The 17756-nt window shown below is 50.0% G+C and carries 15 protein-coding genes and 3 pseudogenes; all 18 read right to left on the bottom strand.

Annotated features, from left to right (window positions below):
- Window positions 1-19: 19 nt before the first annotated feature.
- The 18 genes and pseudogenes from cap12 to C825_RS05815 all read right to left on the bottom strand — a co-directional run bounded on the left by cap12 (window position 20) and on the right by C825_RS05815 (window position 17748).
- Complete coding sequence (gene cap12 / locus C825_RS05900; RefSeq protein WP_010801803.1) at window positions 20-958, bottom strand: CBASS system CD-NTase-associated NAD(+) hydrolase Cap12; 939 nt, start codon at window positions 956-958, stop codon at window positions 20-22.
- Window positions 955-1992, bottom strand: coding sequence for a nucleotidyltransferase-like protein (locus C825_RS05895; RefSeq protein WP_010801802.1), 1038 nt, complete (start codon window positions 1990-1992; stop codon window positions 955-957). Before C825_RS05895 ends, cap12 begins: the two co-directional genes overlap by 4 nt.
- Before the next feature lie 66 nt (window positions 1993-2058).
- On the bottom strand, window positions 2059-2589 hold the full coding sequence (locus tag C825_RS05890; protein WP_010801801.1) for a glycoside hydrolase family protein: 531 nt from the start codon (window positions 2587-2589) through the stop codon (window positions 2059-2061).
- Window positions 2586-3089 (bottom strand): DUF3872 domain-containing protein, encoded by a 504-nt coding sequence (locus tag C825_RS05885; RefSeq protein ID WP_010801800.1) that lies wholly within the window; start codon window positions 3087-3089, stop codon window positions 2586-2588. The genes C825_RS05890 and C825_RS05885 overlap by 4 nt, the downstream gene beginning before the upstream one ends.
- Window positions 3086-3988 carry a DUF8464 domain-containing protein gene (locus tag C825_RS05880; protein ID WP_010801799.1) on the bottom strand — a complete coding sequence of 301 codons (903 nt, stop codon included), beginning with the start codon at window positions 3986-3988 and terminating at the stop codon, window positions 3086-3088. Before C825_RS05880 ends, C825_RS05885 begins: the two co-directional genes overlap by 4 nt.
- Window positions 3989-3995: 7 nt before the next feature.
- On the bottom strand, window positions 3996-4571 hold the full coding sequence (locus C825_RS05875; RefSeq protein WP_010801798.1) for a conjugal transfer protein TraO: 576 nt from the start codon (window positions 4569-4571) through the stop codon (window positions 3996-3998).
- A 2-nt stretch (window positions 4572-4573) separates the two neighbouring features.
- A complete protein-coding gene (gene traN / locus C825_RS05870) occupies window positions 4574-5560 on the bottom strand; it encodes a conjugative transposon protein TraN (RefSeq protein WP_010801797.1) in 987 nt (328 codons plus the stop codon).
- A gap of 37 nt (window positions 5561-5597) precedes the next feature.
- Window positions 5598-6950: a conjugative transposon protein TraM gene (gene traM / locus C825_RS05865; protein WP_010801796.1), complete on the bottom strand. Its 1353-nt coding sequence runs from the start codon at window positions 6948-6950 to the stop codon at window positions 5598-5600.
- Window positions 6931-7218, bottom strand: coding sequence for a TraL conjugative transposon family protein (locus tag C825_RS05860; protein ID WP_010801795.1), 288 nt, complete (start codon window positions 7216-7218; stop codon window positions 6931-6933). The genes traM and C825_RS05860 overlap by 20 nt, the downstream gene beginning before the upstream one ends.
- Window positions 7219-7257: 39 nt before the next feature.
- A complete protein-coding gene (traK, locus tag C825_RS05855) occupies window positions 7258-7881 on the bottom strand; it encodes a conjugative transposon protein TraK (RefSeq protein ID WP_004293887.1) in 624 nt (207 codons plus the stop codon).
- 32 nt (window positions 7882-7913) lie between these two features.
- Window positions 7914-8918 carry a conjugative transposon protein TraJ gene (gene traJ, locus C825_RS05850; RefSeq protein ID WP_010801794.1) on the bottom strand — a complete coding sequence of 335 codons (1005 nt, stop codon included), beginning with the start codon at window positions 8916-8918 and terminating at the stop codon, window positions 7914-7916.
- 3 nt (window positions 8919-8921) lie between these two features.
- A pseudogene (locus C825_RS05845) lies at window positions 8922-9353 on the bottom strand (DUF4141 domain-containing protein); the annotation flags it as partial.
- Between the two features lie 94 nt (window positions 9354-9447).
- A complete protein-coding gene (gene ltrA / locus C825_RS05840; protein WP_010801611.1) occupies window positions 9448-11130 on the bottom strand; it encodes a group II intron reverse transcriptase/maturase in 1683 nt (560 codons plus the stop codon).
- 629 nt (window positions 11131-11759) lie between these two features.
- Window positions 11760-11966: pseudogene (locus C825_RS05835) on the bottom strand (DUF4141 domain-containing protein); the annotation flags it as partial.
- 23 nt (window positions 11967-11989) lie between these two features.
- Window positions 11990-12370, bottom strand: coding sequence for a DUF3876 domain-containing protein (locus C825_RS05830; protein ID WP_010801791.1), 381 nt, complete (start codon window positions 12368-12370; stop codon window positions 11990-11992).
- A 258-nt stretch (window positions 12371-12628) separates the two neighbouring features.
- The gene (locus C825_RS05825) at window positions 12629-14452 is read right to left on the bottom strand and encodes a reverse transcriptase/maturase family protein (RefSeq protein WP_005680466.1); all 1824 of its coding nucleotides are present in this window, start codon (window positions 14450-14452) and stop codon (window positions 12629-12631) included.
- A 579-nt stretch (window positions 14453-15031) separates the two neighbouring features.
- Window positions 15032-17419: pseudogene (locus C825_RS05820) on the bottom strand (TraG family conjugative transposon ATPase); the annotation flags it as partial.
- Entirely contained in the window at window positions 17416-17748 is a 333-nt protein-coding gene (locus C825_RS05815; RefSeq protein ID WP_010801789.1) for a DUF4133 domain-containing protein, read from the bottom strand. The gene C825_RS05815 and the pseudogene C825_RS05820, both read right to left, overlap by 4 nt.
- Window positions 17749-17756: the final 8 nt, after the last annotated feature.

Below are 17756 nucleotides of genomic sequence, written 5' to 3'. Positions count from 1 at the left end.
GCTTCATCGGAGTTGTAGATTATATAATTACAACACATTCTCTACAAAAGGCATCTTCGTTGATCAAAAGTTGTAAAACCCTCCGAAAATTATTCATTTCATTTTCTTCCGCAAGTTCTTGTTCTATCTTTTTACCAATATGTCCTACTCGAAAATACATATCAATTGCCTTGTCTATACCCGTCAAAATAGTCGGCATATCATATATTTCCAAAGAATCTTCGCCATCTTTTGTCGCAAAATGAATAGGGTAACTTCTTTGTTTTGTATCAATCTTAGCCTCTTTTAGTCCCAATTTCTTATAATACAACATTGCACACTTTTTTATATCTGCATCAAGAGAATCCGGCATTACAATTTTTAAGATACCCTTGTCATATTGGGTACCATCAATTTCCAATCCCGGTGTGTTTTCTGTAAGCCATTCTGCCGCAAGTTTAACAAATCCCTCAAAGTAGGAAATTGCCAACACTGTTGATGGCAAGAGCCCTAGATGCCCGAGGTTGATGCTTTCGTCAATTTGTTTTTTTAATTTAGCTAAACCTTTTTCTAATGAATCTGTAGCGACTTTCTTTCCGTCTGTACCACTTTTCACTTCATACCGAGTGTTCGTTATGCCTAACAAATCGGTAGGTATTTTTGCTTCTTGTTGAGCAATAACAAAAGCTCGATCTAAACCTACACGACCAAGGAAAAGACCATATTCAAATAAGACATTGTCACGTGCTGATTCAAAATGCTTATCTCTGACAATAAGTTCGTCATCAGCAGAAAATACCATAAAACCGAAATCAAATAAACTGGCAGATTTGATCAGCGTTTCCAAAAATGATTCATTGTTCTTAAAGATATTGTCTGTCCAAAGATAACAATCGTAATCCTCCTTGAAAAAGTCCTTGATTCGGTTGGCCACATCAAGACCTTCGCTTGATGAACCGATAAATATTCTTGGTTTCATATATTACCTAAATCTTTATTTATTTTATAAACTTCGTCTTCCAATACTTTTAATGCCGCAAGTTTTTCTGGCTTATCTTTAAAGATATATTCGTCTCCAACCACTGACTTAAGTTCATCTTGTTTGCCATCATTCCATAAATGGAACATAGAATACCACAAGATGTAAACCAATTCCTTGTATTCTTTTTGTGCGTAATCTTGTACTGGTATTGAGTAACAGATAGCATTGATTTCAAAACTTGTAAGTGGAATATCTTTCTCAGAATCTGTACGAACATTTTTAAGGAATCTAATCATTCTTTTCAAACGTCCATTTGTATCTGAACTTCTTTGGTTTATTCTTGATATGCTTAGAAACGGATAATCAGGACCTTCAGAAAATCCAGTGCTTTTATTGTATATTTTTATGCCACGTTTGTTTTCTGGCATTCCGTCCAACACATAATCCAACGATTGAAACCATGATGATGTTACAATATCTACATCCCGATGAAGATTTTGATTGGTAATTTTTACCGCCTTGGGCTTTGATATGTCACATATAGTATATGTACGTGACATAATCTTTTCAATTTGAGTCCGCAAAAATGCCATATCCCGAAAACTATTACCCTCATATTGAGAGAAAGAATTATCAAACTGACATAATCTACCTAGCTGATAACTGTTATATTTCCATGTTTTCGCTAATTCTTCTCTTACCTTAAAAATATCTGTTCCAACAAATTTATCACATAGTACCAGTAAATCTATATCACTAGCTCCCCTTATGTGTGTATCTGTCATAACAGAACCTTGATATTCATACGATACATTCGTAAGTAATTCTTTTAGATGCTGTTTAACAACTTCACCTGCAGCTTTAGACCGTTTTGTATATTCCTCATCAACGGCTTTCATTGCACGCATTACATATCTTGCTACATCTTTATCATATAAAGATTCTCCACTGAACATTCTTTGCTCTACGAGCATTGACGAGTCTGGGTTGTATCGATTATTTATTTTTCTCAGTTTTTGGGAATAATCCATATTTTTCACTTTTTACAAAAAAAATAACAAAAGGCGTGCCAAATGACAAATTGGCACACCTAACTATTATTGTCGTTCGTACAGCAGCGCAAACTCCGCCTTTCGCCGTTTAAGCAACATGGCGTGGCGTTTTCCCTTGTAGTTACAGAAGGCTATATACTCACGGTAGATGTTCCTGTCGCCAGCTTCCAGCTTCTTGATTAAGGTGCTTTTGGGGATTGTCTTGCTCCCCAAAAGCCGGTATGGGCCCACGTTGTAGGCAAGCGTGGCAAGCAGAAGGCTGTCCTTCCCGAACTGCCGGAACATCGCGCAAAACTTCCGCAGGTCTTTCCGCAGGAGCGCGTCCGCCTGCCGTTTTGTCATGGTTCGTGCCGAGTACCTTTCGCCCGGCAAAATTTTGTGACCCCAACCCACATATGGGTGGTGCTTTTCCGAGTGCCAGCCTTCAAAATATTTCGTGCAGCGTACCGCCCTCTCGAAAAGTGGCAGACGGTAGATTGCCGCCTGCCCGTCCGTCCCCTCTTGGCGGCTGATCCGTGCAGACACGGAACAGACCGCCAGAAGCGAACAGAGCATTACCATGAATACACGCATCATTTCAGCAAGGGTCTGAAGTTGCCGATGGGAACGATGGTCAAGCCGTCATCCTTTACATTCCGGTTGTTGAAGTCAAATTCCAACTCGAAAAAGTTGCCGAAGTTATCCTCCACCACCACGATGAAATTGTGTGCTTCGTCGCCCTCCGCTATGTAGTACAAACGAAACTTTTCGTTCTCCAGCAGGTAGCGGTCGTTGGGCAGGAAGGTGATGCCGTTATCCATTTTCAACTTTCCTTCTCCCTCAAACTGAAAATAGCGGATGGTGTAAAGGGTGTTAGCGAAGTCGCCTTCCTTTTTCAACTCACAGCGGATTTCAACCGTCTGCCCCTTAGTCACCTTGTTCGGTACGGGCATGACCTCCACCGTGAAGGGATAGGACTGTTGGATGTCCATGTCGTCGTCGCACGACACGAGGGTGAATGACACGGCGGCTATCAGGCATAACGCCACCGCCTTGAAGATGTTTGTTCTCTTGTTTCTGTTGTTCAGTATGTTCATTTTTCTTCGATTTTTTGATGGTTGTTTTTCTGTTTTTTCGTTGTCTGTTGCAGGTACTCGTTCAAGTCCTTGCAACCGTCATAGAGTGAGGAACGGTCGGTGACACGCGCCCCATACCGTTTGGCAAGAGTGTCAAGCGTCCGCCGTCCAGCTTCGTCACGGTCGAGGAAGCAGCCGATGCGCCTGTAACCGTCCAGCAGTTCCACAGCTTTACCTACATTGGCGACAGAGTTCAGCACAAGGCAGTCTGCGTTACCGGTTACACCAAGCGTCAGAGCGGATAGGAAGTCCATGAAGCCCTCAAACACGAGGCACTCGTCAGCCGTGGTATCCTTCGCCTTTACCAGCGATACAGACTTCGGTGGTATGCACCCCTTGAAAAAGCGGCTTCTGGCTTCATAACCTCCTGCCATGTTCGGGAAACCGACGGCAAAATACCGTTTTCCACGAACGCCGTAGTTCAGACGGCAACAGTGGCGGGATGCTACTCCGATTGGTATGCCCCGTTCCTCTAAATACTCCGTCAGCGGTGAACGAAACAGCGGAGCGACCTCCACATCCTCAAAGACGGGTTCGGTCGGCTTTGGGAAATAGGCGGGCTTTTCCCATCCGGTCACCGTCATATTGGCGGCTTCCGCTATGAACTTCGCCTGCGTCCTAAAGTCATCGCTTTGCAGAAACTCCCCGGCAAGCGTGAAAATATCGCCGCCCTTGCCCAAGCCGAAGTCGTACCAGAGCTGTTTCGCCACGTTCACACGGAAAGAGGGTGTGCGTTCGCCCCTGTACGGGGCGAGATACCACAGCTCGTTACCGCTCCTTCTGACAGGCTCATGCCCCAACCGTGCGAGAAAATCCGCAAGCGGCATCCGTCTGACAGCATCTATTTCCGTCCGTTCCATGCCCGTGTCAGTTGATGATGAACTTGATGCCGACCCCGAACTGCGTGTGGAACTTCCTTGTGTCGCCACCCCACAGGCAACGCTCCCGCAGGTTGGCAAGCAAGGCAATACGGTCTGCCACGTAGCACTCCACATCAAGCGTCAGCGCACCGCCGTAGATGAAGGTATCCCGGTCGTGCAGCGTGGAGCCGTCATGCAGCACCTTCTTTCCCCAGTTCACCGACTCATATCCGGCAAGAGCCGAAGCCCCGGCATAGGCGAACACGATTTTTCGGGCATCCGACAGTATCTTGAAATAATATCCGCCCTCCGCCGTGAACTGCGCCACGGGTATCTTGGTGTCCTTGTAGGGATTGTTCTTCAGGAGGTATTCGCCACCGAACACCCACTTGTTCCCCTTCTTCGTGTAGGTGGAGAGTGCCGCCCCGAAGCTGTACCCGCCGTCCTTGCCACCGGGATTGAAGCCGTCCGCCATGTTCGCTCTTACCTCGATGCCCTGCATCTTCGGCAGGCATCGCTGGGCGTGCGCCTGCCCCGTGAAAAGGGCAAGCGACGCGATGATTATTGCGATGTATTTTCTCATGGTCAGCGCACTTGAAGTTCGTTGATGGTATTGGCGCGTACCAAGTCCTCGTTCTCGATCACGAAGGACTGGTGACGGCCGCCGTTCTTCTCGTTAAGTTCCACAATGAGGCACTTGTCATCGGGGATGGTGAACTTCGCCATAGTGAAGACCGTGCGCTCACTCTTTTTGCCCGGCACGAGTGTGGCGTAGTTCTGCGCACGGAGCGGCAGAATGATCTGCTCCTGCACGGCGGTACGCTTCGCCACCTTCTTGTCCACGATTTTCCAAGTGATGTAGTCCACATCGAAAGGCACGTTGCTCTGGTTCCTTATCTCCGTGTGGAAATAAAGCAAGCCGTTGTGCGTGTAGATGCCTTTCAACAGGTACTGGATGCCGAAACGCTTGCAGCCGATATGCTTCACCTCGCGCTTGTTCTGCTTGTAAATTGACTTCATGATAAGTCGCACCAGCATCGGGCTTTCGCTGCCCAGCTCTTTCAGATAGATTTCCTGCGCGTTGTTCGGGCGGTTCACCGTGCTGCCGTCATGGATGAAGTCGCACATCTCCACGTTGAGCAGCAGCGGTTCGGCGGCATACTTCACGTTGAAGGTGTAGAAACTGCCGTCCTCCGTGATGACGGACATGTTGGTTTCGTTGGGGAAGTTCCGCACGGTAGCCTTCACGCGGATTACGTTCTCCGCTCCGTCTGCTTTCCCGGCAATCAGGTCGGGCGAGCCTAAATCTACATAGCGCACCTCCGCCGGAAAGATGATGTGGACGGTCTTGTCGTAGGTCACTTCCAGACCGTGCGGCGGTATCATGCGGTCGAAGGTCAGCTTGCGCGACAGCCCGTGATACAGGTCGCCGTCCGCCTCCTTCTGCGGGTAGACCTCCTTCGTCAAGGTCGGTTGTTCACTTCCGTTGGTCGTTTCAACGGTTACATTCTCCTGCGCGTTAGCAGTTGCGATGCCCATAGCGAGGGCAAACATGATGATTACTTTTCTCATTACTTTTGGATTTTTAGTGGTAATTTTTTTATTGTTCTCAATCTTTTTCTTGGTAAAGCATGACCCTGTACCCGGCTTTCAGATGCACCTTGACGGTTCGCATCTTCTTGGCGATATACTGGCTCGTGCCTTGTATCAGCCCCTTGCCCAAGTCGGAGGCAAGTTGCGCCCCGGCATTGGTGGAGATGTTGATGCTACTCCCCAACGAGCCACCCATGTTGGCGGCGACCTCCCTGACGGCGTTCATCTCCATCGAATTCGGGATGAAGATGCCGGGCTGTCCGTCCGTGTCATAGACCGCAAGCTCCACCGGGATAATCGTGCCGTCGTATTCCAACGAGGTGATCCCGATGTCGAGCCGCTCACCCTGTATCTTGCCCGTGCCGACCACTACCGCATTGCGGGGAATTGTCCTGCCCGCCACCGCCATAGGCTCCAGCAGGCGCAGCCTTACCGTCTGCCCGTCTGTCACGCTCTGCGCACCATGCACACACGCCGGGATGGTGTTCCTGTCCGATACCTCCGCCGTGCCGACAGTCGTGTTGAAACCCCGGTTGCTTTCCTGCGAGAAGGCGGCGACAAACTCCGCATTGCACATGGGCTGTGCAAGCGAGGAAACGACTTGGCGGGTCACTTGTCTTACGGGTGTAGCCGTGTTCTTTTTCCCCTTCTGCACAGTGGGCGGCTCTGCCGCCTGTTCCGCCGAAGGCTGTCTGCCGTTCTGACCGCCCATGTACTTTGCCGCCAGCTCGTAGGATTTCTCCATGAGTGCCACTTGGTCATCCACGGCGGAAGCCTTGCCCTTCTCGCTTTCCAGTTCCGACTCCAGCGAGGCGATGCGCTCCAGCAGTTCATCCATTTCGGCATTGTCATTCTTCGGCTGTTCGTAGAAGTTGCCGAGCGTGGCGTTCAGGTCACGGTAGGCGGCAGCGGAGGATTGGATGGTCTGCGGCGTGGCGGGCTGTGCCTTTTCCTCCTTGCCGCCCGGATTGGCGAGGTCGAAGTCCGTCCCGTCCTCCGTTCCCGCTATCTCGCGGTCGAACATGTCGCCCAGCTGCCCGATGGCACGGTTGCGGTTTTCCAACCGCTCTTCCATCTCCCCATGCTCGTAGGCTTTCAGCTTGTCGCCGATAATCTGCTTGTTCGCCTTGTCCGCGTCGGGCATCTCGGTGTTGTAGCCGTCTGTTCCCGGCGGTTGCTCCTTGTCGGAGGACGGAGCGAATATCAGCCACATCGCCCCGATGAACACCAGCACCATAGCGGGCAGCACGATCATCTTCTGCCGTTTCAGCCGCTGTGCCTCGGTCAGCGGTTCGCGCTCCTTTTTCGGCTTTCCCGTGTCGGGAGCGGCTTTGTTCTCTTTCGTCGGTTCATTCTTCGTCTGTTCCATATAAATAAGGTGTTAAGTGATTGCCTGTTTCCGTCGGGGTCGGCAGTTCCACCCGTCCGGCGTGTCCCATTTCCATGCGTGAGCCGTCATTCCTGCCGATGTCATAGACGGCTCTGCCGAAGGTGTAGAGGGCAAGCACCGCGAAGGCGGCGAGCATCCCCAGCACGATGCGGCGGCGTGTTTCCGGCGGCAAGCCGTCCAGATAGCCTTTGACTTTTGCCACGATTTGTTTCCGTTTGTCGTGGAGCTTCCAATACATACCCCACATTGATTTTCTGATACTTTTTACTTTCCGTTTCATAACCTGTTACCGTTTGATTGTCTGTAAATCCTTGTTCTCGATGATGGTGAACCCCTCGATGGTGAAGCCGTTGGGGTTGTCGTCCGACCGTGATGCGTTCAGCAGGCGGCAGGTGGTCACGAGGCTGCGCTCGGTGACGTTGCTCTGCCGGATGATTTTCTGCGTGGCGTAGGTCACGGCGCGGTAGGGATAGGCGTTGAAGTCGCACACCACGCTGTCCACCTTCAGCACTTGGTTGATGTTCCCGGCGATGATGCGGTTGTAGTACCCCTTCTCGGCGAAGTCCGAATAATAGTGGTACACACTCTTGTCCGCCAGCAGCAAGGCTCGTTTCACGTTGTGTTCAATCGCGCTCTTTTCGGGTGACAGCGTGAAGAACAGCTCGTGGAAACGGCGCACATGCTCCCGTGCCTCCGCCGGGCGGTTCTGCGACAAGTCCTGCGACAAGGCGAGCATCAGGCTCTTGCCGTTGTCCAGCACATAGATCTTCTCCCGTTGTTTCTCGGCGAAACGGTAGGAGTTCCACACGCTCCACACCGTCACCACGGCACATAGCGAGAGGAAGACGATACCGAACAGGCGTATCTGCCTGAACGACGATTCGATGTTTCTGAGTGACTTGAATTCCATTTTTTCTTTTTCCGTTTATGATTTCACATTGATTATTTCAGCAGCTTGCCGATGCGTCCGACGGCATTTCCTGCGGTCGCTCCTGCGACTCCGCCCGCCATGCCTCCGGCACGTCCCGCCATCTGGTTCATGGTGCGGTTGTAACTGCCCATGCCTCCGGCTTGGATGATCCAGCCCGCAACGGTGGGTATCGTGAAGTAGCCGATGATGCCGATGCAGAGGAATACGATATACACCCCGTCGCTCGAATCCAGCGAGAAGTTCGGGTCAGCCTGCATCCGCTCGATGTCGCTTTGCAGCATCAGCACCTGTATTTTAGCCAGTATGGTGCTGAACATGTCCGACACCGGCAGCCACAGATAGACCTGTATGTATCGGCATATCCACTGCGTGAGCGTGCTTTGGAAGCCGTCCCACACCGATATGGCGAAAGCTATCGGACCGAGTATCGCCAGCACCACGAGGAAGAAGGTGCGGACGGTGTCTATCACGAGGGCTGCGGCTTGGAACAGCAGTTCCAGTATCTCGCGGAAGAAGTCGCGGATGCCCTTCTTCATGTTGTACATCCCCCGGTCAATATACATCCCCGCCATCGTCACCATGTCGGAGGGCGACCAGCCGAGTTCCTCCAGCTGCTTGTCAAACTCCTCGTTGGACACGAGGTAGGCGGTTTCGGGGTTGCGCATCATCGCCTCGTATTCCAATTTGTCCTTCTGCTGGCGGTAGGTGTTCATGTCGAGCGTTTCCGCCTCCAGCATCTTCGCCGTGCCTTGCACGACGGGCGAGAGAATGCTGTTTATCGTACCCAGCACAACCGTGGGGAAGAACATGATGCAAAGACCGATGGCGAAGGGGCGGAGCATCGGGAACACGTCTATCGGTTCGGCTCTCGCCAGCGACTGCCATACCCGGTAGGCGACGTAGAACAACGCGCCCAGCCCGGCGATGCCTTTCGCCACGCCCGCCATGTCCTCGCACAGCGGCATCATCTGCTCGTAGAGCGAGCGTAATATCTGGTGAAGGTTGTCAAACTCCATAGGCTACCAGTATCTTTCGTTCTTGTTCCCGTACAGCCCCATGATGCGGTCGAGGTCGTTCTTCTTTTTAGCGCGGAGGTAGGACACCGATATGTTCTTGTTGGTGTAGTAGCTCACGAGGTTGCGGTAACGCTTCATCTTGGAATGGCAGCGTTCCACCACGTCCATGCGCTCCTTGTCGGTCATGGAGAGCGTGGTGATGTTCACCACGTTTTTCAGTTCGGTCAGTACATCGTTGCTCTCTTCCAGCAGCTTCGTGTACCCGAAGGCGATGGCTCCCAGTTCCTCCACGGTGAAGTTGTCGTCACGCATCATCCGTTGGAAGTTGGTCACATAGATGTCGGTGATGTCGCCCACCATCAGAATGGTCTGCTGCACCTTGCGGGCATCCCGGACAAGGTTGTTCACTGATTTCAGCGCGTCATAATACTTCTTGTCGGGTAGGTCGGGGGTATTGCTACCCCTTTCCCCCCTAAGAACCGTACATGATACTTTCGCATCATACGGCTCAAGCAACTCAAAATTTCTGTTATGAAACCGGCTCATATTCTTCGTTATTAAAAGGTTGAACATTATTTCTACCGCAGTAGCTATGCACGAGCATTCGCTCGGTTTTACCGTGAACCACTTTTTCGGATACCCGCCAAGGAGTATTCCGGGTAATGGGTTCCCCACAGTAGGGACATTTTCGCTGTTGGCGTTTCCAAATACGGACTATCGTATTCCTACCTTTTGCAGACTGGAGCATCAGACGGGTTTCCCGTTTTTCAAAATACTCTGTCCAATCTGGGTCGTAGGGGTTTGCATCACATTTAAGCTTTGCATAGCGGGTAATTTTAGTATCCGTCAGCCACTTAATCGGGTACAGTTCTTGCCTACCGTCCTTGTCGAAAGGTGCGGCGAAAACCCAAGACCTGCCCCTGTGTTTATGGAAATACCTCTCTGCTACCCACCATTTCCCTTTCGCTGGATGTCGTCGGAGCGACCATTGCAAAAGTTTCTGGTAGATATGGAAGTCCATTTTTTGGAACACTTTGCCCGATACCACGTGTTGGTAATAATTCGCCCATCCGGTAATGACCGGATTAAGAAGCCTAATAAGCGATTCCTGCGGGATAGTTTTGTGAGAATTGACAATCTCGTTAATCTTCCGCTGAAATTTCTTTTGGCTCTCCTTTGACGGCGTAATTAGAAACTTGCCTTTATACTTCCTAATGTTGAATCCAAGAAAATCAAAACCTTCGTCGATGTGAGTAATCTTCGTCTTTTCTTCTGATAGGGTAAGCCCCCGTGCCTGAAGAAACTCTTTGACCATCGGCATGATTTCCTGTTCGAGCATCTCCTTACTTATACTGGTGATTATAAAATCATCGGCATACCGTATAAGATGCACTTTCGGATAGTATGATCTCTTAGGGCTGTACAAATCAACCCTGTGAAACTTTGCTTCAAGCATTGTTTGCAGACCGTCAAGTGCCATATTCGCAAGCGTCGGCGAGATAATACCGCCCTGCGGAGTACCTTCCTCGGTGGGGAAAAGCTGTTTATTGAAAATAAAACCGCTTTTCAGCCACTTACGGAGCATCACTTTATCCATCGGGATATTGTTCAGCAACCATTCGTGGTTGATGTGGTCGAAGCATCCTTTGATGTCGCCCTCTAAAATCCACTGCGGGGATGACTCTTTGGACAGGTTGATGTAGCACTGATGTATGGCGTCGCCCGTGCATCTTTCCCTACGGAAACCGTATGAATGGTTGTCCGCTGTGGTTTCGGCAACGGGGTCTAATGCCATAAGGTACAATGCCTGCATCGCTCTGTCTTTCATTGTAGGTATTCCTAACGGGCGCAATTTCCCGTTACTCTTACGAATGTTTACCCGTTTCAAAGGCATGGGATTGTAGTCCCGCCTTTTCAACTCTGTGATAGCGTTCGCCTTAGCGATGGGAGTAGACCATAAAACCTTATCTACTCCCGATGTGTTCTTCCCTTTGTTGGAAGTCACCCGTTTTACGGCTAATGCTTTAGCCGCGAACGAGTGGGTCAGTAGCCATTGCAGGGCTTTCACCTTGCCGTAGCGACCTTCCTTCTGAGCCTTTACAATACGTGCTTGCAGCTTTCTAACCTCTAACTCGCATTTGTTCCAGTCGATACTTTCCCAATTGCTGATTGTTTGGTCAGTAGGCGCACACGATGTTCTAATCTCGTTCATTTGCTTTCCTCCTTTTTTATAGTTCAACAAGTTTCTTGTAAAGAGTTACCTAACGCGGAAGTCTGCCCGGTTTCCCGTGAGGTGACGTTTAAACCTCTATCCATCCCATTACAGAATGGCATTCGCTTTCTCCGCAATCCTATACCCGCATCCCGTTCGGCTTGCCTTGCGGCTCACTTACCTATCGAATGATAGGAGAAATACGGGCTTACCACGTTTTACATAAATGACTTTCGAATGACTTAGGCTCTGTCTATACACCGGCAGCTCTAGTGTCCGTGTAGCCCCACAAGGTTCGGGGTTATCCGGCTGCTTACCATTTTGGTTCAAGCCTTATAGCATCTTTAGCTCGTTTCATACCTTACGATGCGTCAAAAACAGTTCACTCTCGTTAGCCATATCACTCAGCCTCGCTCCCTAACCTCCTGATGCTGGCGGTCGTTGCGTCCACCTTACGGCTTCGGCTTCCCCTTTCGGGTGGGTTACTTTGTCCGGAGCAGCTTCGTACAAAACAATTACTCGTGATGCACGTGCCCGTAGGCTACCACTGACGGAACAGTGGGTTTAAACTTTGGCTTACCGTTCCCGACGGTTAGCCGCTTGTTAAACAATCATTTATGCAACTATACGTGTCGCACCCCCTGCTCGTAGATTTTCACGGTTTCCTGAAAATTCTTCACCATGTTCTGGGCGGTGGTCGAGGTATGCACCACGTTCTTGGAGGTGTTCACGATGCTCTGCGCGATGTTGGACGGGTCTATCACCGCCCACTGTGCGCTTGCCGTGCCCGCGAGAAGCAGGCACAGGCAGACAATCATTGTTATTCTTGTTCTCATGTTACTTTGGATTTTAGCGGTTGTTATTCTTCTGTCGGTTTATCCGGCTGCGGCTTCACCCGCACATAATCCCCGTTGGGCGAAAAGGTCAGCACGTCCGTGGCTTCGTTGTAGGACACGTCGATGCGGAAGCCGGTGTTCATGAAAAGGTTGCCGTTCTCCTCCTGCAAGAGATAGGTTTCCGGTTTGAGCTTGCGGCGCAGACCGCTCCGGCAGAACACCGTCACCTTGTAGGCTTCGCCCTCCTTGTAGATAAGCACGTCGGGCTTCCCCTCCACACTTTCCCAGTTCCCGCAAAGCAGGTCACGGCGGTTTTCCTCCACGTCACAGGATTGCAGCATCACGACCGCCAATCCGATTAAACACTTGCTGACTTGCAGCATTTTCACTTTTGATAAACTCATACTCATTTTTCTTTTTTAGTTGATAAATTCATTTTCACTTATTCCTTGTTTCTCCGCCTTTCGGCAAGTTGACGGATGGCGGCTTCGATGTCGCCGCCTAACTTTTCCGCCAGACGGTAAACCTCCACTTTCTCCGTTTCCTCGGTGGTGTACGCGTAGGCTAAGCACCCAGCGCCTTGTCATATTTCTATGGTAGGTTTCCGAGTACTCGCCTCCGAACCGGACTTACAAGTCTCCCTGTATCCGGCTCTCCACTAATTAATTCAGTCTGATTCTTCGGTCGGGGTCTATTTTTGCATGACACTTTGAGCAGACAGCCAAAGTTTTTCGTCTTCGAGCTATCATTTTCTTTTCCCAGTCGGATTTACCTTTCAGGTCTTTAAGTTTGCGAACGTGATGCATTTCGAGTTTATCGGTAGCACCGCATAATTCGCAAACTTGGAGCTTCAGCCTTTCCATAAGGCTGTTACGTCCACCTGTTATGGAAACTGTCCGTGGAATAGTGTCACAGTAAATATTCCCTGCAACCTTTTTGCGTTTGAAACCATCATGATAAAATGATTGGTAAAGTGTCTTACCCTTGCTATTTTCATATGCCACTTGGAAAACCTTGTTCTTTTTATATTTCAGAAGTATTTTCTTTACAGATGATTTGTATTTGTTCGCAAATACCTTATACATGCTGTATGACATAATGTGATAGAAAGAATTGATGACATAGCTGTTATTGGCTATTGAGTAGTAATTATAGAACCCTCGGATTTCGGCATTGAACTGACTGACTATTTCCAAGTCATCCAAGTTCAGCATGTACGTTCTGACGATGGATTTCCAAACCTCTTTGCCATTGACGACCGCGATTCTTGCGGCTTTATAATCAAAGAGTTTCTTCCGCATCGTTTCAAAATTCAGGTACAATACAGGCTTGTGTCCGAATGCACGAACCGTTTTACCGTACTTATCCTTACGTAAATCGTTACACCTACGTATAAATACGTCATATCCGAGAAATTTCGCTGGTTTCTGCGCATTGGTTATCAGTGTCTTTTCGTCTGACAGTTCCAGTTTAAGAGCTTCATTCAAATAATTCTTAATATCCTCTTTTACTGTTTTGCAGTCTTCAAGATTACCGGTAATTCCAATCAGAAAGTCATCTGCGTATCTCACGTATTTTAACCGTTTGATACTGCTGTCCATTTCATTACGTGCCGGATAGTTGTTCCGTTCTTCTCGTAGCCGCTTAATTTCGGCGGTCATCTGTTTCCTTACCTTTACATCTTTCTCATTCTTTAGTTTCTTTGCCAGTCGGTATCTTCGCTGTTCGTAGAGCTTGTATCGAGCGTCGCCTTTTCTTGTTACCCCTTTATTGAACCGATTGATGTATTCCTTGATGTACTTGTCGAACTTGTCAAGGTAGATGTTAGCCAGTATTGGGCTGATAATCCCGCCTTGCGGAGTTCCACTGTACGTTCTATGAAATACCCAGTCTTCCACATATCCGGCATTCAGGAATTTTCTGATAAGCCGCAAAAATCTCTCGTCGGCGATACGTTCCCGAAGAATATTAATCAGTACGTCATGATTGATATTGTCGAAGAATCCTTTAATATCGCCTTCAATAAACCATTTCACGGCAGTGAATGTCTTTTGTATATCTATAAGAGCAGTATGACAACTTCGTTTGGGACGAAACCCATGTGAAGTATGTTCAAAACTACCTTCATAGATTGCTTCAAGTATCATTCTGACTACTTCCTGTACCAGCTTATCATCAAAAGAGGGTATGCCAAGCGGACGTTTTTTCCCGTTTTTCTTAGGTATGTACGTCCTTTTGGACGGATTAGGCTGATAAGTCTCATTTTTAAGACTGCCAATCAGTTGTTCAACTCGGTCAATACTCATTCCGTCAATGGTTTTACCATCGGCTCCTGCCGTCATGTTGCCTGTCTTGCTGTAAATATTCTGATAGGCTACATAAAACATTTCCTCGTTAAACAGCACTCTATACAGCCGCTCAAACTTATAGTTCAAGTTACCGCTGTGTTTACTCAGACTGTTCAACACATTTTCTGGATTTCTCATGTCTCTCACATCTTCCTTTAAATTGTTAAACTTAATTAGCTGCTCCCCTTCGCCATGTACAGGGCGTTACCCTGCTCAGACTACTATGGAAGCTCCGTTGCCATGCCGGATATTCAGGGCAGACCCCATAGCCCTACAACTGGCTTTCCGGTTTAGGCAATCCCCGTTTAGAAATTTGACGACTATTTGGCTCGATAGATTGTCGGATACGACTTTCGTCCTTTACTACTTATGGTAGTTGCCTTGCGGTAAGTTTATGCTACTCCTGCTACGTGTCATCAGTGTAGTACCGCAACATAACGGTATAATTCCGAAGAATTATTCAACTGTCTTCCGTCATTGCCCAAGGATACGACTGCTCGGACTATCGTTCAACCAATGCAGGCTTTATCCTCATATCTATCATTTTAACTTGCCATTCGGTCGCAGCCTGACAGTTGGCTGACTTATGGCTTTACCAACGTGCTATGTTCCCTTGTGGGGTTTTCCCCTCCGGTTAGCGGTTGTTAATGGGCATTTTAAACACTTGCCCAGTCGCTTGCCAAAGCGACATTCGTCAAATTCCCTTTACGGGCGCACCAGATACTCTTCAGCACTGACCTCCGTGGCATATACCGCCGACTGCGTGCCGCCCAAGCCTATCCACACCTCCTTGTAGAGCCGTGAAGGGTTGTTCGCCATGTTGATGGAGAGTATCTGCCCCTTCTCCTTTTCCGTCAGTCCGAGCAACGCCTGTATCTGGTCAAACTTGTTCATATACTTGCGCTGGTCGAGAAGTATCTTGCAGTCGGAGTTGTTGATGATGCTCTCCTTGACCACGGGAGAGGAAATGATGTCGTCCACCTCCTGCGTCACCACGATTGCCTCGCCGTAATATTTTCTGACGGTCTTATACATATAGCGCAGATATTCAGCCATGTTTGCCGAAGATAGAGCCTTCCAAGCCTCTTCCACTATCAGTTGTTTGCGCACCCCTTTCAGACGCCGCATCTTGTTGATGAAGGCTTCCATGATGATGATCGTCACCACCGGGAAAAGCTCACGATTTTCCTTTATACTGTCAATCTCGAAGACAATGAACCGCTTGTTCAGCAGGTCTATGTTCTCCGTGGAGTTGAGCAGGAAGTCGTAACGTCCGCCCCGGTAATACTGCCGCATGGTGGTGAGCATGTTGTCGATGTTAAAGTCGGACTTCTCCACCTTGATGTCACGCTCAGCCAGCTCCTTGCGGTAGTCGTCGCGCATATACTCGTAGAAGGTGTTGAACGACGGCACGATGCTCCGGTCAGCCTTGATACGCTCGATGTAGGCACTCACGGCACTGCCCAGTTCACCGCTCTCCGTCTTCGTCACCTTGTCGTCCTCCGACTTCCAGAGCGTCAGCAGCAAGGTCTTGATGCTGTCTTTCTTCTCCACGTCGAAGATGTAATCGTCGGTGTAGAACGGGTTGAACGATATGGGTTTTTCCTCCGTGTAGGTGAAATAGACGCCGTCCGCTCCGCCTGTCTTGCGCCGGATCATGCCGCACAAGCCCTGATAGGAGTTTCCCGTGTCCACCAGCACGACGTGCGTACCCTGTTCGTAATATTGGCGCACGAGGTGGTTCATGAAGAACGACTTGCCGCTGCCCGAAGGACCCAGCACGAATTTGTTGCGGTTGGTGGTGATGCCCCGCTTCATCGGCAGGTCGCTGATGTCGAGGTGCAGCGGTTTCCCCGTGAGCCTGTCCACCATCTTGATGCCGAAGGGCGATAGCGAAGAGCGGTAGTTGGTTTCCTCCGTGAACAGGCACACCGCCTGTTCGATGAAGGTGTGGAAACTCTCTTCCGCCGGGAAGTCAGCCGCGTTGCCGGGTATCGCCGCCCAGTAGAGTGTCGGGCAGTCGATGGTGTTGTGGCGCGGCACGCACTCCATGCTTGCCAGCTGGCTGCCTACGTCGTTCCTTATGTGTTTCAGCTCCTCCGCGTCATCGCTCCATGCCATGACGTTGAAGTGCGCCCGTACCGAGGTCAGCCCGTAGGAATGGGCTTCGTTCAGGTACTGGTCTATCCACTCGCGGTTGATGCTGTTGCTCCTTGAATACCGTGAGAGCGACTGCATATTTCGGGCGGACTTCTCGAACTTCTGTAAGGTTTCCTCGCTGTTGTCTATCAGCACATACTGGTTGTAGATATGGTTGCAGGAGAGCAGCAGCCCCACGGGGGAGGCGAAGGAGAGGCGGCAGTCGCTCCGGTCGGTGGAGAGTTTCTCGTAACGGGTGTCGGTAGCCACCTTGCCCGGCAGGTCTTCCGCGTCGGAGAGGGTGTGCAGGCACAGGCGGTTGTCGCCGATGCGCATCTCCCTTGCCGAAAGCTCGATGTCCTGCAAGGTGGTGTCACCTTCCGGCATGAGCGAGAAGTAGCGTTCTATCAGCCCCGTCTTTCCATCAGTACCCACAATCTCATCGGTGGATAGGCGGCGCAGGCGGACAAGCCCGCTGTCGTTCATGATGCGCTCGAATTGTTCGCAGGCTTCCATGAATTTGGTGGCAGTTTCCCTGTCCAGTTCCTTCGGGATGATATGTCCCCGGCACAGCGTGCTGAAGTTGCTCTGCATCCGGCTACGCTCCTTTGTCGTCTTGGTCAGGTAGAGGTAGCAGGTGTGCTTCAAGTACGGACGCTCGTTGAAGTGTCGCTCGAAGGAACGGCTCAAAAAGCTCATGTCGTCCTTTTGAAGCTCCGGTTTGTAGCGTTCCTTGATGAACCAGTCCTGTTTGTGGACGACGGAGTAGTCCGGCAGCACCTTGATCGCCTTGCACCAGCAGCCGTGGATAGCCTCGTACTCCGCGCCCGTCACGGTGTAAAGCTCCGGCAGCTCCACCTCGAAAGCCACCGTGATGTCGGCGTCCTTTGAGATGATGCAACCATGCTCCACCGCAAGCAGGGGGAACTTGTTTTCCAGAGTTGTTATTTTCGATGTATTCCTCATGTCGTTTCTTCCTTTCGTTGTCGTTTGAACAGACGGGTTATCCGCCGCCGGTTGATAAGGTATCGGGGATGGCTCCGTGCCGCTCCCAGTTTCATCAGCCCGTGTTCGCCGTACCGGGCGTTCAGCGCGAAGGTCTGCCACACAAGGAGGGAGGACGATGCCGCGCCGAAGCCGATACATACCCACTGGTCGATGCCGACCATGTAGAGGATGACGAACAGGATGAAAAGAACCAGCAGACCTCCGCAGAAGATGAAGAGGTACTGAGCCTTCAAGCCCTTGAACTCTACCGGACGGCCGATACCCTTGTTTACCGGGTATTCAGCCATACATTATT

Origin of the sequence: Parabacteroides sp. ASF519, assembly GCF_000364265.2 — a bacterium.
GTDB classification, from domain to species: Bacteria; Bacteroidota; Bacteroidia; order Bacteroidales; family Tannerellaceae; genus Parabacteroides; species Parabacteroides goldsteinii.
This window is presented reverse-complemented; position numbering and strand designations above follow the sequence as displayed.

Excerpts from the sequence above, each read along its gene's own strand:
- cap12 (WP_010801803.1), bottom strand. The coding sequence starts at position 958 with ATGAAACCAAGAATATTTATCGGTTCATCAAGCGAAGGTCTTGATGTG.
- C825_RS05895 (WP_010801802.1), bottom strand. The coding sequence starts at position 1,992 with ATGGATTATTCCCAAAAACTGAGAAAAATAAATAATCGATACAACCCA.
- C825_RS05890 (WP_010801801.1), bottom strand. The coding sequence starts at position 2,589 with ATGATGCGTGTATTCATGGTAATGCTCTGTTCGCTTCTGGCGGTCTGT.
- C825_RS05885 (WP_010801800.1), bottom strand. The coding sequence starts at position 3,089 with ATGAACATACTGAACAACAGAAACAAGAGAACAAACATCTTCAAGGCG.
- C825_RS05880 (WP_010801799.1), bottom strand. The coding sequence starts at position 3,988 with ATGGAACGGACGGAAATAGATGCTGTCAGACGGATGCCGCTTGCGGAT.
- C825_RS05875 (WP_010801798.1), bottom strand. The coding sequence starts at position 4,571 with ATGAGAAAATACATCGCAATAATCATCGCGTCGCTTGCCCTTTTCACG.
- traN (WP_010801797.1), bottom strand. The coding sequence starts at position 5,560 with ATGAGAAAAGTAATCATCATGTTTGCCCTCGCTATGGGCATCGCAACT.
- traM (WP_010801796.1), bottom strand. The coding sequence starts at position 6,950 with ATGGAACAGACGAAGAATGAACCGACGAAAGAGAACAAAGCCGCTCCC.
- C825_RS05860 (WP_010801795.1), bottom strand. The coding sequence starts at position 7,218 with ATGTGGGGTATGTATTGGAAGCTCCACGACAAACGGAAACAAATCGTG.
- traK (WP_004293887.1), bottom strand. The coding sequence starts at position 7,881 with ATGGAATTCAAGTCACTCAGAAACATCGAATCGTCGTTCAGGCAGATA.
- traJ (WP_010801794.1), bottom strand. The coding sequence starts at position 8,918 with ATGGAGTTTGACAACCTTCACCAGATATTACGCTCGCTCTACGAGCAG.
- ltrA (WP_010801611.1), bottom strand. The coding sequence starts at position 11,130 with ATGAACGAGATTAGAACATCGTGTGCGCCTACTGACCAAACAATCAGC.
- C825_RS05830 (WP_010801791.1), bottom strand. The coding sequence starts at position 12,370 with ATGAGTTTATCAAAAGTGAAAATGCTGCAAGTCAGCAAGTGTTTAATC.
- C825_RS05825 (WP_005680466.1), bottom strand. The coding sequence starts at position 14,452 with ATGAGAAATCCAGAAAATGTGTTGAACAGTCTGAGTAAACACAGCGGT.
- C825_RS05815 (WP_010801789.1), bottom strand. The coding sequence starts at position 17,748 with ATGGCTGAATACCCGGTAAACAAGGGTATCGGCCGTCCGGTAGAGTTC.